The following is a 17,171-nucleotide window of genomic DNA, read 5'->3' on the forward strand; positions in this document are numbered from 1 at the left end:
TCTTCAAATTTATAAAGTAATAAGAGAGCGCTTTGAAGCTGGAGTCCGCTAAGGGGCTTCAGATGGAGCGCTGCATAAAGGTGTACAGGATGTGACACAAACATTGGAGATAAAGTAATGGATGAAAACAAGACACATACATTAAAACAGGGCTTGTCCAACCGGCATATACAGCTGATTGCGCTCGGTGGTGCAATTGGCACCGGGCTTTTTCTGGGCCTTTCCCAAACCATCAAGCTGGCAGGGCCTTCGATTTTATTGGGCTATGCCATTGCAGGCATGATTGCTTTTCTGATCATGCGACATTTGGGCGAGATGGTGGTAGAAGAGCCGGTAAGTGGTTCGTTTAGTTATTTTGCCAACAAGTACTGGGGGCGAATGGCGGGTTTTATGTCGGGCTGGAATTACTGGGTACTGTATGTATTGGTCAGTATGGCAGAACTAAGTGCAATCGGAACCTTTATCCAGTTCTGGTGGCCACAGATTCCGACATGGCTGACGGCTCTGGTGTTCTTTCTCCTGATCAACGGGATTAATCTGGTCAATGTCAGGTTTTTCGGTGAGTCGGAGTTCCTGTTTTCCTGTATCAAGATCATTGCAATTTTAAGCATGATTGGATTTGGCGCCTATTTATTGCTGTCCGGTTCTGCTGGCCCACAGGCCGGCATTGCCAATTTATGGCAGCATGGTGGCTTTTTCCCGCATGGAACCCATGGCTTTATCATGGCACTGGCAGTCATTATGTTTGCATTTGGCGGACTAGAACTGATCGGGATCGCTGCCGCTGAAACCCGCAACCCGGAAACCACCATACCTAAAGCCATCAACCAGATCGTCTACCGTATCTTGATTTTCTATATCGGTGCCATTGGCATCCTGCTTTGTCTTTATCCGTGGAATATGGTGGCAGAAGGGGGAAGTCCCTTTGTTCTGATTTTCCAGTCATTAAACAGTAATGGTGTGGCCAATGTCCTGAACTTCGTGGTGTTGATTGCTGCAGTGTCTGTTTACAACAGCTGTATTTATTGTAATAGCCGGATGTTACATGGTCTGGCAGAGCAGGGGAATGCACCGGCAATATTGAAAAAGGTCAATGCACGGGGGATTCCGGTACCTGCGGCAATTGTCTCGGCGTCCATCACGGCAGTCTGTGTGGTGGTGAATTATTTGATTCCGGGTGAGGCTTTCCAGTTGTTCATGATGCTGGTTGTGGCTGCACTGGTCATTAACTGGTTAATGATTTCGGTGACCCATCTCAAATTTAGCAAGGCCATGCTGCGCAAGCATCACCAGACCAGATTTAAAAGTATTCTGAGCCCATGGAGTAATTACCTGACCATCAGTTTTGTCTGCTTTATCCTGATCATTATGGCCATGACCCCGGATATGCGTCTGGCAGTCATTTTAGGGCCGGTCTGGCTGGCCATTCTGGCTGGCATGTATTTCTTCAAGTATCGTAAGAAAATGCTGGCCTTGCCCGAAGCACAGTCCAATCTTTAAAAAACAAAAGGCACAGCAAGGTGCCTTTTTTATCGGGTGTGAAAGCTACTTTAAAAAGGCGGATACTTGTCGTGAACCAGATTGAGTTGTATTCCATGCTCGAGATAAGCCTTGAGACTGTCCAGCACCGTTGTAAAACCGCCAGTACTGTCTATGACAAAGGCCAGCAATTCATCTCCCTGTAAGGGAATATTATAATTCTGGATCTTGAGATAGGTCTGGGTATCATTGAGCGCTTCAAAGATAAAATCGACCGTGGTAGAGGGTTCTCCCCACTGAATCCGGATCAGCTGATCAGGAATGATACTGGTGACGCTGACTTTGGCTGAAACCTGGTATTTATCCCAGCTCCAGATCACGGTTGCATCCTGCTGTAGCTTTCCTGTAGATGAACTGAACCAGAATCTGGTGGTTATTTCAGGGTCAATAAAGGCATTAAAAACCTGCCTGACTGGCTGGCGGATCATCATTTGTGTTTCAATTATGACAGGATGTGGCACGATGACAGCCCTCTTTTTTATGTTGTCTGTCATAAAAACTATATGGATTCTCTTTCAGGCCCAAGATCATTTTTGTTAAGCACCATTATTGTTGGCTTGATTAACTTTATTAAATCAAAGGTTTATTCTTTTTAAATGGCTGCTGATGACTTGTTTATGACAGGAATGCAAATTGAGATAGCCGGGAGCCGCCATCGTTTGCCAAACCGTGACCATAAAAAAATGACCATCATAAAAGCGTCATAAAGTTGTCACTTAATTGTCATATTATCTGCTCAAAATGCAGTTAACCAAAGTACAACACTTAACTTGAAAAGAGTTGTCAACCAAATTGCATCAATGAGAGAAAACAGAATGCGCTTAAATCCACGTCACATCGCAATTGCATTAGCTGTATCTGGGGTAGCTGTAGCAACGACTGCAAATGCAGCTCGTGATACGATTCAAATAGCCGGTTCATCTACTGTATTACCATTTGCAAGTATTGTTGCTGAAGAATTTGGCAATACTTTTCCTCAATTTAAAGCCCCGGTTGTTGGTTCAGGCGGTACGGGCGGCGGTTTGAAACAATTCTGTCAGGGTGTTGGCGATAACACGATTGATATCGCAAATGCTTCGCGTCAGATTAAAGCACCGGAACTGGAATCATGTAAAAAAGCCGGTGTTAATCAGGTACAGGAAATCAAAGTCGGTTATGACGGTATTGTATTTGCCTCAAATGTAAAAAAAGCGGCATATAAACTCAAGCCGGTTCATGTTTTCATGGCCTTGTCTGCCCAATTACCTTCCAATGGTAAACTGGTTGCAAACCCGTATACCACCTGGAACCAGATTGATAAAACCTTACCGAATGAACCGATTACTCTGGTGATTCCGGCGTCTAACCACGGTACACGTGAAGTGTTCCAGGAAAAAATGGTCGATGCAGGTTGTGAAGCATTTGATTACTACAAGGCTTTAAGCAAAGATGACCAGAAGAAAGCCTGTTCAACTTTCCGTAAGGATGGCCGCGTGATTGAAATTGCGGGTGACTATACGGAAACCTTAGCGCGCCTGAAAACTTCTCCAAATGCAGTGGGTGTATTCGGTCTGGGCTTCTATGATTCAAACCGTGACAAACTGCGTGTAGCAACAGTTAATGGTGTAACGCCGTCAGAGAAAACCGTACTGGATGGCAGCTACCTGGTTTCTCGTCCATTGTACTTCTATGTAAAAGGCGAACACTTAAAATCAATCAAAGGTTTACCACAATATACCGAGTTCTTCCTGAACAAGAAAATTTCAGGTAAAGGTTCTAAGTTAGAAAAAGCGGGCCTGATTCCTTTAAGTGATAAAGAACGTGCAAAAATCCTGGCTGACTTTAAAGCGGGTAAAGCGGTTAAGTAATATTGTTAAAACGAAGGCTGGTGAGACTCGGGTTCATCAGCCTTTTTGTCTAGCTAAGTTTTTTCAAATCATGAAAATTGGGAAAACAGTGGAGATTACATGAATCTGCTACTTATCGGTGTGTTATTGGCCCTGGTGGCAATTGCATATCAAATCGGGCTGAGCAAGAGCCGTAACCTAGCAGGTAAGGGAAATAACTCGGCAACACTACATTCACGTCCAGGTTACTATGGGGCACTGGTAGCACTGTGGTGTGGTGTTCCTGCTTTTTTAATTTTGATTATTTGGAATCTGGTTGAACCAAGCGTTTTACAACATATTATCTTTAATAATATTCCTGCCTCGGTCAGCGCCAGCCTGGATGCTGCCGGACGTGATGTATTGACTAGCCGTGTACAGGCAATTGCTTCCGGTTTTGGTGTGACCGACCAGCCAGCGGCTTATGAAATTGCAGCAGCACAACAACTTTCAAAATTCCAGACCATCGGTTCTTTTGCCAAACTCGCTGTAGTGATCAGTGCAGGTCTGGCAGGTCTGGTCTGGGCAAAGCGTCATGTCAGCCAGCAATTCCGTGCACGTAACCAGGTTGAAAAAGCCATTAATGTAGGACTGATCCTATGTTCTGGTGTTGCGATTCTGACAACCATCGGTATTGTCCTGTCGATGTTGAGAGAGGCATTGCACTTTTTCCAGTTTGTCAGTCCTGTTGATTTCTTTTTCGGAACCGAGTGGAACCCGGGCTTTAGCACCTCGGGCAATGCCGAAGGCAGCTATGGCATCTTGCCGCTGATCTGGGGCACCTTGATGGTCAGTGGTATTGCACTGATTGTTGCTGTACCGATCGGTTTATTGATTGCCATTTATCTGGCGGAGTACGCCTCTCCACGTTTACGTTCCTGGGCAAAGCCGGCCATTGAAGTATTGGCTGGTATCCCGACCATTGTTTACGGGGTATTTGCCCTGATGATCATTGGCCCTTTCTTCAAAATGGTCGGTGAGAGCGTCGGAATTGATATCAATGCAACCAGCGCCTTAACTGCCGGTTTCGTGATGGGGATCATGATTATCCCGTTCGTTTCATCTTTATCTGACGACATTATTACCCAGGTGCCACGTTCATTACGTGATGGTTCTCTGGGCCTCGGCGCAACCAAATCGGAAACCATCCGTCAGGTCGTATTACCTGCTGCCTTGCCGGGGATTACCGGTGCATTCTTGCTGGCTGTATCGCGTGCGGTGGGTGAAACCATGATTGTGGTTCTTGCCGCAGGGAACAGTCCGCTATTACATGCCAATCCATTTGAAGCGGTTTCTACGGTTACGGTCACGATCGTGAAGCAGTTAACTGGCGATACCGATTTTGCCAGCCCGCAGGCGCTGGTGGCATTTGCCCTGGGCTTAACACTCTTTGTGATTACTTTGGGTCTAAACATTATTGCACTGTACATCGTGCGTAAATATCGCGAGCAATACGAATGAGTTCAACACATACCTCTCCTCTGGATCAGAACGTATTGGATCCACAAGTAGCTGCTGAACAACGTGAACAGCGCAAGAGAAAAATCCAGAGTTCCTTGGCAAAACGCCATCGTAAAGAAAAAACCTTCCGTTTTGCCGGTTTCTCTGCTGTGGTGATCGGTCTGGCTTTTGTTGCCTTGCTATTTGGCAGTATCCTGATCAAAGGTCTTCCTGCGTTCTGGCAAAGCAGCATCACCGTTCCGGTATATTTTGATCCGGCAATTATCAATGTGGGTGCAAAACCGAAACCTGCGGCGGGGGAAACCCCTGCACACTTTGAAGAGCGTATGGTTGCCTGGCAAACCGAGATGGGCATGGTGGACTGGGATGCCCTGATCGTTAATGGCATTATTTCCAAAGACAAGACACTTGAACAACAGCGCGATTATTTGAGTGGTTTATACACCAGTTCTGAAGCCTATCGTCTACGTGACATGGTACTCAAGAACCCGGCACTGATTGGTAGCCAACAGGAGATTAAATTTCTGGCCGATGCCAATGTGGATGTCTGGTTGGCGGGCAATATTGACCGTTCATTGCCGGATGATCAACAGCAGCTTGAGCCGGAAGTACGCCAGCTTGCAGATAAGCTAAAAGCGGAAGGGATTATTGCCAGCACGTTCAATAGCAACCTGTTTGTCAGCCCGGACTCGCGTAGTTCACCTGCCACCAGTGGTCTGGCCGGCGCATTCATGGGTTCATTATTCATGATGCTGATCGTGATTGTTATCTCGATTCCTATTGGGGTGGCCAGTGCCATTTATCTTGAAGAATTCGCACCGAAAAACATGATGACCGACATTATTGAAGTCAATATCAACAACCTTGCTGCTGTGCCTTCGATCGTGTTCGGTTTACTGGGTGCCGCCATTTTTATTGGCTGGATGCAACTACCGTTATCTGCGCCTTTAGTCGGTGGTCTGGTGCTGAGCCTGATGACTTTGCCGACCGTTATTATTACTACACGGGCATCGTTAAAAGCTGTTCCGCCTTCGATCCGCCAGGCTGCTTTAGGTCTGGGCGCTTCCAAAGTTCAAACCGTTTTTCACCATGTCCTGCCTTTGGCTTTGCCGGGGATCATGACAGGCTCGATCATCGGGGTAGCACATGCACTGGGGGAAACCGCACCATTGCTGTTAATCGGGATGAGTGCCTTCGTGGCAAGCGTACCGGCCACACCGCTCGATCAGGCCACCGCATTACCTGTACAAGTATATTTGTGGCAGGGCAATGAATTACGCAACTTCTTTGAAGGGCGTACCGCAGCAGCAATTATTGTATTGCTTGCATTAATGATCAGCCTAAACAGCCTTGCCATCTGGCTCCGTAAGAAATTTGAAGTGCGTTGGTAATTGAGGAGAGTACAATGAATACACTTGATATTATGAACGCCGTAGAAAAGGACAAATCAGTGAATCCACAGCAAACAGAATTTACCTCATCTGAAGCACAGGTTAAGCAATCAAATACTGCATTTGTCTCTCAGTTTGAAACGGCAGCTGCACATAAAAAACCGCAGGACAGCGAGGTAAAAATCAGTACCCGGGACGTTCACGTCTATTATGGTGAAACAGAAGCAATTAAGGGAATTGATCTGGATATTTACCAGAATGAAGTGATTGCCTTCATTGGCCCGTCAGGTTGCGGTAAATCGACATTCTTGCGGACATTAAACCGTATGAATGACACGATTGACAGCTGCCGCGTAACCGGCAAGGTGACTCTGGACCAGCAGGATATCTATGATCCGAACCTGGATGTGGTGTTGCTGCGTGCTCAGGTCGGGATGGTTTTCCAGAAACCGAACCCGTTCCCGAAATCAATTTTTGACAATGTCGCCTATGGCCCGAAACTTCATGGTCTGGCGCGTGATAAATACGATCTGGAAGAAATCGTTGAAAACAGTTTGCGTAAAGCCGGTTTGTGGGATGAAGTCAAAGATCGTTTGAGCCAGCCGGGAACGGGCTTGTCAGGTGGTCAGCAACAACGTTTATGTATTGCCCGTACCATTGCCGTAAGTCCGGAAGTGATCTTGATGGATGAGCCATGCTCAGCGCTTGACCCGATTGCTACAGCAAAAATTGAAGAACTGATCTCCGAGCTTTCAGAGCAATATACCATTGCCATTGTTACGCACTCGATGCAACAGGCGGCGCGTGTTTCGGACCGTACTGCCTATTTCCATCTGGGGGATCTGATTGAAGTGAACTCGACTGAAAAAGTGTTTACCCAGCCAGATCATCAGTTGACTGAAGCTTATATTACGGGGCGTTTCGGTTAACAAAAAACAGATCGGACAAAGAGCCTGCGGGCTCTTTTGTTTTATATAAATGAAAATAAATCTATTTTTCAAATTCACTATTGAATTTTTATTCAGCAGGCCACATCTTAGATAGATAAAGCCGAAATTATAGAGCACTTACTGTATGTTATTCCATTTACCTAAATTTCCTGCTGAAATCCGTATTAGTCATTTAAATGCGCGTGTAAATGAACAAAGAAAAAAAATTGCGCAAACCACAGCATCTCGTCTGGAATTACTGCAACTGGTTCAACAACTGGCCAAAGAAGCAAAGCTTCGCAGAAAGAGCGATCAGAAAGTTTATGTGCTCGATTTTAAAGGTGACGTACAGGCATCGGCTGTAGATACAATCCGTGAAGAAATTACCCTGATTCTGGCGACTGCCAAAGCAGGGCGTGACCGCGTTGTGGTTCGTCTTGAAAGTCCGGGTGGCATGGTGCATGGCTATGGTCTGGCAGCAGCGCAACTGGTTCGTTTACGTGATGCCGGTTTCCATGTCACGATTTGTGTGGACAAAGTCGCGGCCAGTGGCGGATATATGATGGCATGTATTGCCAACGAAATTATCTCGGCTCCTTTTGCTGTTGTGGGTTCAATTGGTGTGGTTGCTCAGGTGCCTAACTTTAATCGCTTGCTGAAACAGCACAATGTCGATTTTGAACTGTATACCGCTGGTGAGTACAAGCGTACCGTTACCATGTTTGGTGAAAACACACCGGAAGGTAAGGCGAAGTTTGAAGAAGAACTCCAGCAAACCCATGCTTTGTTTAAGCACTTTGTTGAAAAATACCGCCCACAACTGGATATTGCAAAAGTTGCAACCGGCGAGCACTGGTATGGTGAAGATGCCCGTGAACTCAATCTGGTTGATACCCTGCAAACTTCAGATGAATATCTGCTGAGCTTATTGCCTAAGCATGATGTGTATGTGATTAATACCCGCAAGCGTCCGACTTTGGGGGAAAAGATCGGTTTACAGGCAGCCCAAGTGGCTGATAGCCTGATTCCGGCGGTGATGGGCAAAATTACCGATGCACTTGCTCAGGCAAACAGCAGCCTTGTACAAATGCGTGATCCAAAACTGTGATTGCGTTGCAGTCAGAAAAACCAGCCAAGCGGCTGGTTTTTTTATGTTTTGACCATGAAGGCAACAGACCAGATCATCTGGATTTTGAACGCATGGTCAACTTAAATTAAGCCAAACAAAATGAATGTGAAAGATTGTTGTTCTGCTCATGTTTTGTTATTTTAGGTGCAGATGAATTACTTAACTATTCATTAATCGACAAATAGATAAAAATATAATTGATAAGTGAGCATAAAAATGACAAGAGTTGTCGTTTCTTCGAAGAAAAATTCGAATATTTTACAGGACGGACAAATGAAAGCTGTCATTTTAGACCAGCCTTCAATTGTACAGATCGGTGTAAATCAGGACGATATTAAGTCAATAACGAAACAGGGTAATGATCTTGTCATTACACTTAAAAATGGTGAAAAAATTATTATCAGTGACTTCTATACAGATGCAAACGTCACTGAACACACGCTGGCTTTTCCTAAAGAAGATGGTAGCTATAGTATTGCCCAGTTTGATGATTCAGGACAGTTTGTCCGTTATGTCCCTGATACCCAGCTGACCCAGTTTGCCTATACACAGGCACCTTCGACGGTTACGGCTTCAGAGGGTGCCGAGGATCTGGGGATTACCAAGTCTCAGCTGCTTAAAGCCGGGCTGGTTGCGCTGGCCGCTGAAGGCGTCTATCTTCTGGCTGTCAAAGATGATGATGATGACAAAAACAAGAATAATAAAAAACCTGTCGATCTAACTCCTCCAGAAACCCCGACTGCTACTTTGGCAGCCGATACCCAGACCATTACCGGAAAAGCAGAAGCAAAAGCCAAAATCGAGATCAAGAATGTCGATGGAAAAGTGATTGCAACTGGTCAGGCAGATGCAGAAGGCAATTATACGATTAAGCTGGATCAGCCTTTGGTCAATGGCAGTAAGGTCGGCGTGACTGCAATTGACAGTGCCGGGAATGCTTCAAAAATGGCGGTGGTAACGGGGAATAAAGATACCATTGCGCCGGATACGCCCACCGCCCAACTCAATGCTGACGGTAGTATTGTAACCGGTAAGGCTGAGGCAAATGCCAAAGTCTCGATTTATGATGCGGAAGGTAAATTACTGGGTAGTGTGACTGCCAATAAAGAAGGTCTCTATTCAATTAAGGTTTCTCCTCCTTTAACCAGTGAACAGGGCGGAACTGTTGTAGCTGAAGATGCAGCGGGAAATAAATCATCACCATCAAAAGTTTTTGCTGGCAAGGACACCGTCGCTCCAGACCAGCCTAAAGTTGAAGTCAATAAAGAAGGAACCTTGATTCAGGGGCGTGCTGAGGCCAACAGCAAGGTTCAGGTCAAAGATGCTGATGGCAAGGTGATTGGCAGTGGCACCACGGATGCTCAAGGCAAGTTTGAGATCACGCTGAGTCCTGCCTTAGCTGCTGATAAAAAGGGCACGGTGGTCTTGGAGGATGCGGCTGGCAATGTCTCGAAACCACTGGAGATCACTGCCGGTAAAGATAGCATTGCACCAGACAAAGCTGCTGCCCAGATCAATGCAGCGGGGGATACCGTGACCGGTACTGCAGAAGCCAACAGTAAAATTGAAATTAAAAGTGCCGATGGTAAAACGGTCTATGGTTCAGGTACTGCCGGAGCGGACGGGAAGTTTAGCATTACTTTAACACCTGCTTTGACAGATAAAAACATCGGTAAGGTCTATGTGGTCGATGCAGCTGGTAACCGTTCAGAAGCAAGCGATGTCATGGGAACAAAAGATACCATTGCGCCGGGTAAGCCTGTCTTGCAAACCGTGACGGATGATATTGGCCCGGTCAAAGGCACTGTTAAAGCCGGTAGCGATACCGATGATGCGCGTCCAAAACTGGAAGGGCTGGGAGAAGCTAAAGCAGTATTGACCATTTATGATAATGGTCAGCCTGTCGGGACTGTAACGGTGGGGGATAATGGAAAATGGAGTTTTGATTTTACTCATGACCTCAGTCTGGGGGCACATAAAATTACGCTAACCCAGACAGATGCCGCCGGCAATATCAGTGAAATGAGTGACGGGTTCAGCTTTAATGTTATTGCACCGGCAACGACAGCCTCCTTGTTCAGTGAAGGTGCTGAGGCTATGACCCAGGCTGCTTTGGTTGACGCGATTGATCTGGAAGCGTTACAGGCCAAACCGGCAACAGTTGCCCCTTTCTCTGCAGCAGAAAAGCCCGATTTAAATGAATTGCTATCGGCAACCGACCAGCCTGTCAACCCGGTAGATGAGGTGTTGCAGCAGATAGTTTCCAGCCAAACGCTTTCTGATCCGGCAAATCCACAGACGAGTCCAGTTAGCCATCCGGTGGAAAATTTTGACTATTCCCCAGGCATAACACCTGACCCGCTGGATCAACTGCAAGTATTACAGCATTCGATCATTTAGATGGCAGTTCAAAAAACGCTTATCTTTGGATAAGCGTTTTTTGTTTATAAAGCTGAATCATGCCTGTTACCATCGCGCCAATGGTGGCAAGAAGCATATCTTTATGTGCATCCCACACATCTCCTTGCTGACCATTATAATTTTCTGCATCTTCTGGCGACAGGCCAATTGAAAGTCCCCATTCCAGTAACTCATACAAGACGCTGGATGCCATCACCAACTGGATAACCAAAAGAAAAAGTGAAAACGGTTTTGCCGATGGAAACCAGACCTGAAAACAACGGTAAAAAAACGGGTAGAGCAGCAGACCATAAGCAAAATGCACCAGCCGATCATACATATTGCGAGACCAGCCCATACTCTGGTCCAAATCGAAATTAAAAAAATAGATGATCCATTGATTATAAGGCACATAAGAATATAAATAGTGTGCCCCAATCATGTGGATCAATAGAAACACCAGATATAAACAGAAACTGTAATAATCAAGGCCTATTTTCTTAAAGGCCAGCAGCAGGGCAATCAGCATCAGGACGGTACCTGTCTGGTGTAACAGGTATGAGCCAAATTCAAGTGGATGAATGCTTGCGATGGCCATGAACAGCAAGGTCATGGCAAGTACAAGATAATGTTTTAAGGTAAGTTGTTTTTCTATCATGCTATCTCCTAAACCGATCAGGAAAAGCGTTTTCGTCCTTATTCTGTAGAAGTGACAGTAACAGGCCCTTTTGTTGTTGATACCCCACCTAATGCCTGACACGCTTGTTTATATAATTGATACTTTTGTTGTACAACTTCATCCAGGGGAATGTCAAAGAGATCTTCACCATTTTTATATTGTTCAATATAAGCCGCCGCTTTTTCTTTATTGGCCGCGAGAGACTGTTGATAGAAGTTGGAAATTGATGAGCTAGCCAGTTCACTGGACTCAATATTATGACACTGAAAATTTTGTAAGACTTTCTCGGCGCGTTTAACCTCGCTTGATTTTCCAAAGATGCAACCGGTTAGGCTCAAGGTGGCAATGAGCAAGTACAAAAGCTTCATGATAGAGCACATAAAATTTTAAAGACGGTATTATTCTATAAAAATTTAATTTTATGAATGAAATATTCATGTCTGACAGAATAAAAATTAACTCATCTCTCTTGCGGGTAAAAAGAAGCAGCGGATTGATATCACAAAATTGGCCATGGCATTTGAGTAGAGTTAATGCTTCTGGGGTTGCATGACGGCCAGAATATGATTAATTAAGGATTTAATTGGTTGATATGAAATAACTTTTTACGTTATCCTTCATCATCATGGTTGTGAGTAAGTGATGATGAAGCAGCTTAGACGTATTTTTATGGTCTGTATGCTGGCTTGTCTGTGTTGCTGGTCACATGCCGGACAATACGATTTTTTTGAACCGCTTCATGATGATCGGGAAGAACTGTTTGATCTGGCTTATCCGCAGATGAAAACAGATTACTCGGTTTTGCAGAACCTGTTTTTTCGCAATGAGCGCTGGCGTATCTATAACCATACGGCTTATCAGACCAATCAGTTCAATCATAAGATGTTAACGGGCGATACCTCCAGCCTGACGCTGGATGATTTTTCGATTTCAGTCGGCTATGGCATCGCCTATCAGCTAAATTTCCGAAACAGGATTGGCTATGAATACCTGTCCAGTTTTCCTTTTGACCGGGGACAAATGATCCGGTTTTTCTGGCTGAGTATCTTTTAAGATATTTTTTGAAATAAGCCTGCTCTGACCAGTCCTGCTTTGGTTTGCTTCAGCTGCTGCCAGCTCTGTGGAAGTTTGAGCTGGGACAGGTCGCGGTCTGCTTCAACATAAATATAGGCATTTGGCTTAATCAGCGGATCGGCCTGTTCAGCCAGCTCTTGCCACAAGTCCAGACTATATGGGGGGTCGAGAAAGACCACATCAAAGCTGTCTGTTAGTTTGTTTAAGGCCTGTTGGGCGGTTATGTTCAGTAACTGGCAGTTTTCAGCTTTTAGCAGTTGAATATTGTCTTTTAGAAAACGTGCCTGCGCCGGGTTCGGCTCGATCATGATGACATGAGCAGCACCACGTGAAAGAGCCTCAAAGCCCAGCGCACCAGAACCACTACATAAGTCCAGAACCTGTGCATTCTGGATATCCCACATCAACCAGTTAAACAAGGTTTCACGCACACGGTCAGGGGTCGGCCGTAAACCGTCAATACTGGCAAAGGGGAGCGTACGCCGTTTCCATTCGCCACCAATAATACGTAGCTGATTTTTCATTATTCAGTCACTCCATCATCTGCCGGTTGAGCTGCTGGCGTTGTAGGCGCAGGGGAAGTGGCGACCGGGCTTGAAGCCGGTGCTGCATTTTGTGCTGCTGCCGAGTTGGCCATCGAGAGTTCACCCGGTTTGATCCCGGCAGTCATCAGGCCGCCACTGACCTGATGATTGGCTGGGCGTATTGGATTCTTTTTACGGGTCACCAGCCAGTAATCAAAAACCGGTCGTGCAATTTGGGCTGCCGAACCGCCATGACGACCATTTTCCCACACCACGGCAATCGCGATTTCCGGGTTATCTGCCGGCGCAAAGCCGATAAACAGACCATGGTCCCACTGTCGCGATGACAGGGCTGCTTCATTATAACGCTTACCTTGAGCAATACTCTTGACCTGTGCCGTACCGGTTTTACCAGCAATCGAATATTGCAAACCGCCCTTGATGCCGCGACCGGTACCGGACTGGATCACGTCAACCATGGCATCATGCATATTGATCCAGTCCTGTTCTGTGCCGTTAAACTGGATTTTGCCATCTGGTGCATTATGTACGGTAAATTTTTTGGCGCCCTTGCTTTCCCTTAAAACATGAGGTGTTACATGAGAACCTTTATTTGCTGTAATGGCCGTGGCCATGGCAAGCTGTAAGGGCGTTGCGGTAAAGGCACCTTGCCCGATACTGACTGAAATGGTTTCACCTTTGAGCCACTTGGTTTTACGGGTACGCATTTTCCATTCAGGGCTTGGATACAGGCCTGAACTTTCACTTGGCAAATCGACACCGGTTTTTTCACCAAAGCCAAACTGACGCATCCAGTCATTCATTTTCTCAATGCCCATACGGTAAGACAGGACATAAAAATAGGTATCGCATGACACAATCTGGGCTTTGTGCATATTGACTGAACCATGCCCGCTTTTCTTATGGTCACGGAAGCGGTGGCTGTCACCGGGCAGGGAAAAATATCCCGGGTCAGAAATGGCTGTGCCCCAATCGACCAGACCATAATGGATACCGCCTAAACCAAACATGGGCTTAATGGTTGAACCTGGCGGATAGGCACCTTGCACGGCACGGTTATAGAGAGGCTGGTCGAGGTTGTCACGCAGTCCGCTATAGTCTTTTGAGCTAATCCCGGTAACGAACAGGTTCGGATTGAAACTTGGGCTGGAAACCAGTGCCAGTATTTCACCGGTACGTGGGTCCATGGCAACAATTGCCCCGCGACGATCGGCCAGTTGTTGGGCCGCGATGGTCTGTAGGCCATAATCAAGAGACAAATACAGGTCATTGCCGCGGGCCGGGTTCTGGCGGCCGAGGTTACGCAGGACATTGCCGTGTGCGTCGGCCTCAACCGACTCATAGCCTGGCGTACCGTGTAACAGGTCTTCATAACTTTTTTCCACCCCGATTTTACCAATCAGGTTGGTACCGGCATACAGATCCTTATCAATGGATTTAAGTTCTTTATCATTAATGCGTCCGACATAACCGATTACATGGGCAAACAGCTCACCATGCGGATAGTAGCGGGTCATTTGCGTTTCGATCTTAACCCCGGGAAAGGCATACTTGACTTCACTGAACTTGGCGATATCGGCTTCGGTCAAATTAAGCTTGATGGCCAGCCGCTCGGTCTTGCGTGCGGTTTTGACGCGGCTTTTAAAGCGGTCGACATCGTCCTGGCTCAGGTTCAGGATCGGTATCAAACGCTGAATGGTATCATCAATATCGCTAACATCGGCACGGCTCAGGGTTGCCGTAAAAACAGGATAGTTGTCTGCAAGCAGTACCCCGTTACGGTCATAGATATAACCGCGTGCAGGTGCTAGCGGTTGCAAGCGAATCCGGTTCTTATCTGAGGCCGTTGTAAAATCATCGTAATGAACAATCTGTAAATATGCATAACGACAGATCAGTAAAAGTAGGAAGAAACCGACCAGAAAAATGGCAAAGAAGATTCGACCCTTATAAATGCGCTTCTCTTGTTGCATGTTTTTTAAAGGAAAGTGCTGTTTCATAGGGTGCCGACTTGGTTGCAGGGTGGAGAGAAGATAAAGACGCGATATTTTAGCGTAAGTTGCAGGATCATACTGTAGAATTTTCAACAATTCATGCAAATGAAGACGCGACAGTTTTTGACTTTGCAGACATGAAAATTGTACGGTCTTGTATATTAGAAGCAAAATAATTCTGTTAAAGTCACAAACTATTCGAAATAGGATTTTCCAATACAGACATAGGGAAAATGGAGAAAATAATGAGAAAAATTTGCCTTTTATTATCGGTTTTAACACTTGCAGGCTTAACTCATGCGGATGAAAATCCGTTCAGGCCCGAACCTAAATTAAAAGACGCAAACCTTTCGACATGGAATGTAGGGGCAGGTTTTACCAAAAAATTATTACATGCCAATCTGGAATGGGTAAATCCCTACGGAATTGCCTATGCAAAAGCAGGTGCATTTTTAAATGATGACAATGAAGTTGGTGGACAGGTCGGCTTTCGCTATCCTTATTACCTGACGGGTACCGACAAAAATGGTTATTATGTCGGGGTTTATGCAGGGCATGTAGACAGTAGAAACTATGGCGGCAAGCAGAAAGCAAACCTTGGGGTAGGTGCCGATCTGGCTTATGTCTGGTTGAACAGTGAACGGATTAGTACATTCAGTGTTGGTGCAGGGATACGTGAAAAATTAGAAGATGGGGACGGCAACACTGTCAAGAAAGCACAACCTGTGCTGCAGTTTTCTTACACCTTAAGTTTTGGTTTATAAGAGGAGAAGCAAGATTTATCCGGTTATAGACCATCATGTATCAATAATTCTGAGAGTCATGCATGTTTGATTACGTCAATGAATTGTGGCAGGTTTTCTTAAATCGACCAGACCATCTGGCAGTCTTGAGTATCATTCCGGTGACTGCCTTTGTAACATGGGCGCACGTGTGGATGGCACTGAAAATGGTGTTTTACCCGATTAATTTCTGGGGATTCCATTTAGGACCACTACCTGTGGGTTGGCAAGGGATCGTGCCACGTAAAGCCGGACGTATTTCAGGCATTATTACCGATAATACCTTATCCAAGTTGGGTTCCTTGCGCGAGTTTTTAGAAGCCATGGACCCCGAAGATATGGCCATGATTATTGGTGAGCAGGTGGGGTTTGAGCTTGAGCACCTGATTGATGAAGTCATGATTGACCGCAATGCCGTACTTTGGGAAAACCTGCCTTATTCGATTAAACGCCGGATCTATGCACAGGCACATAAACAGCTACCCAATACGCTTAAGGAACTTGTGACCGAGCTGACCATGAATGTCGAGTCACTGGTCGATATGCGTGAAATGGTGGTGAGCCAGATGGAAGGCGACCGCCGTCTAATGGTGCGCATGTTCCTTAAAGTCGGCCAGAAAGAGATCAACTTTATCTGGCATATCAGTGCCTTGATCGGTATGTTCTTCGGTATTTTCCAGATGATTGTCTGGTTCGTGGTACCGTGGCACTGGACAGTACCGTTCTGGGCTGCAATCTGGGGCTTTTTAACCAACTGGATTGCGATCTGGATGGTCTTTAATCCGATTGAACCGCACTATATCCGTTATCCGCAGATTTTCCGTTTGACCAAAGACCGTAAATTCCCGTGGATTGTACCTGTCTTGAAGATTGGAACCTACAATGTCCAGGGGGCATTTATGAAGCGTCAGGAAGAAGTGTCGGATGTGTTTGCCAGTGTGGTGACAGAGGATCTGATTACCTTGAAGTCGATTATGACGGAGATGATGTATGGTAGCCGTAAAGACAAAACACGCCGTATTGTCAAGCGCCATATCAATGAAATCATGGAAACCCCATTGGTACGGACATCATTGCAGCTTTCATTGGGCCCAAGAGAGTATGCTAGACTCAAGACTGACTTGATTGATCGCTCAATTGAAATTACCATGGGACCTGTATGTGACCCAGCTTTGAATGCAAGTCGCGCGCAGAAAATCTTTCAAATGTTTAGAGACCGCATCCGTGAACTGACACCGAAAGAGTTCCAGAACTTATTGCGTCCTGCATTCCAAGAAGATGAGTGGATTTTGATTGTACTGGGTGGGGTAACTGGTTTCTTTGCCGGTTTAATTCACTTATTTGTTGCTTTCTTATAATTAATTTGATGTTGGTTGAGTGATA

Annotated in this window: 15 protein-coding genes; 10 read left to right on the top strand and 5 right to left on the bottom strand. The window is 45.8% G+C overall.

Annotated features, from left to right (window positions below; all coding sequences use genetic code 11):
• Nucleotides 1–117: 117 nt before the first annotated feature.
• On the top strand, nt 118–1,500 hold the full coding sequence (locus tag OC23_RS00735; protein ID WP_038342079.1) for an amino acid permease: 1,383 nt from the start codon (nt 118–120) through the stop codon (nt 1,498–1,500).
• A 50-nt stretch (nt 1,501–1,550) separates the two neighbouring features.
• Here the strand turns inward: OC23_RS00735 and OC23_RS00740 are convergent, their stop codons facing one another.
• Nucleotides 1,551–2,000: an SRPBCC family protein gene (locus OC23_RS00740; protein WP_081407273.1), complete on the bottom strand. Its 450-nt coding sequence runs from the start codon at nt 1,998–2,000 to the stop codon at nt 1,551–1,553.
• 354 nt (nt 2,001–2,354) lie between these two features.
• On the opposite strand from OC23_RS00740, the gene OC23_RS00745 reads away from it, so the two are divergent.
• The 6 genes from OC23_RS00745 (at nt 2,355) to blp2 (ending at nt 10,714) form a co-directional block, all read left to right on the top strand.
• The gene (locus OC23_RS00745; RefSeq protein ID WP_038342085.1) at nt 2,355–3,386 is read left to right on the top strand and encodes a substrate-binding domain-containing protein; all 1,032 of its coding nucleotides are present in this window, start codon (nt 2,355–2,357) and stop codon (nt 3,384–3,386) included.
• Between the two features lie 99 nt (nt 3,387–3,485).
• Entirely contained in the window at nt 3,486–4,865 is a 1,380-nt protein-coding gene (pstC, locus tag OC23_RS00750) for a phosphate ABC transporter permease subunit PstC (RefSeq protein ID WP_038342087.1), read from the top strand.
• Nucleotides 4,862–6,256, top strand: coding sequence for a phosphate ABC transporter permease PstA (pstA, locus tag OC23_RS00755; RefSeq protein ID WP_038342088.1), 1,395 nt, complete (start codon nt 4,862–4,864; stop codon nt 6,254–6,256). The genes pstC and pstA overlap by 4 nt, the downstream gene beginning before the upstream one ends.
• 14 nt (nt 6,257–6,270) lie before the next feature.
• Nucleotides 6,271–7,185, top strand: coding sequence for a phosphate ABC transporter ATP-binding protein PstB (pstB, locus tag OC23_RS00760; protein ID WP_038342090.1), 915 nt, complete (start codon nt 6,271–6,273; stop codon nt 7,183–7,185).
• Nucleotides 7,186–7,330: 145 nt separating this feature from the next.
• Nucleotides 7,331–8,293 (top strand): protease SohB, encoded by a 963-nt coding sequence (gene sohB, locus OC23_RS00765; RefSeq protein WP_038342091.1) that lies wholly within the window; start codon nt 7,331–7,333, stop codon nt 8,291–8,293.
• Between the two features lie 237 nt (nt 8,294–8,530).
• On the top strand, nt 8,531–10,714 hold the full coding sequence (gene blp2 / locus OC23_RS00770) for an Ig-like repeat protein Blp2 (protein ID WP_038342092.1): 2,184 nt from the start codon (nt 8,531–8,533) through the stop codon (nt 10,712–10,714).
• Between the two features lie 19 nt (nt 10,715–10,733).
• On the opposite strand, the gene OC23_RS00775 is transcribed toward blp2, so the two are convergent.
• Together OC23_RS00775 and OC23_RS00780 are read right to left on the bottom strand one after the other, a co-directional pair.
• On the bottom strand, nt 10,734–11,372 hold the full coding sequence (locus OC23_RS00775) for a DUF2238 domain-containing protein (protein ID WP_038342094.1): 639 nt from the start codon (nt 11,370–11,372) through the stop codon (nt 10,734–10,736).
• A gap of 38 nt (nt 11,373–11,410) precedes the next feature.
• Nucleotides 11,411–11,761 (bottom strand): hypothetical protein, encoded by a 351-nt coding sequence (locus OC23_RS00780; RefSeq protein ID WP_038342096.1) that lies wholly within the window; start codon nt 11,759–11,761, stop codon nt 11,411–11,413.
• A 301-nt stretch (nt 11,762–12,062) separates the two neighbouring features.
• Here OC23_RS00780 and OC23_RS00785 point away from each other — a divergent pair, with 301 nt between their 5' ends.
• Complete coding sequence (locus OC23_RS00785) at nt 12,063–12,446, top strand: hypothetical protein (RefSeq protein ID WP_413772393.1); 384 nt, start codon at nt 12,063–12,065, stop codon at nt 12,444–12,446.
• Here OC23_RS00785 and rsmD read toward each other — a convergent pair.
• Both rsmD and mrdA read right to left on the bottom strand, forming a co-directional pair.
• Nucleotides 12,443–12,991: a 16S rRNA (guanine(966)-N(2))-methyltransferase RsmD gene (rsmD, locus tag OC23_RS00790; RefSeq protein ID WP_038342097.1), complete on the bottom strand. Its 549-nt coding sequence runs from the start codon at nt 12,989–12,991 to the stop codon at nt 12,443–12,445. The two genes, OC23_RS00785 and rsmD, sit on opposite strands and share 4 nt — an antisense overlap.
• Nucleotides 12,991–15,012: a penicillin-binding protein 2 gene (mrdA, locus tag OC23_RS00795; RefSeq protein WP_038342099.1), complete on the bottom strand. Its 2,022-nt coding sequence runs from the start codon at nt 15,010–15,012 to the stop codon at nt 12,991–12,993. The genes rsmD and mrdA overlap by 1 nt, the downstream gene beginning before the upstream one ends.
• A 239-nt stretch (nt 15,013–15,251) precedes the next feature.
• On the opposite strand from mrdA, the gene OC23_RS00800 reads away from it, so the two are divergent.
• Both OC23_RS00800 and OC23_RS00805 read left to right on the top strand, forming a co-directional pair.
• A complete protein-coding gene (locus OC23_RS00800) occupies nt 15,252–15,770 on the top strand; it encodes a hypothetical protein (RefSeq protein WP_038342100.1) in 519 nt (172 codons plus the stop codon).
• Nucleotides 15,771–15,832: 62 nt separating this feature from the next.
• A complete protein-coding gene (locus OC23_RS00805; protein ID WP_038342102.1) occupies nt 15,833–17,146 on the top strand; it encodes a membrane protein in 1,314 nt (437 codons plus the stop codon).
• Nucleotides 17,147–17,171: the final 25 nt, after the last annotated feature.

The organism is Acinetobacter sp. A47, from assembly GCF_000805455.1.
In the GTDB taxonomy this organism is placed as follows: Bacteria; Pseudomonadota; Gammaproteobacteria; order Pseudomonadales; family Moraxellaceae; genus Acinetobacter.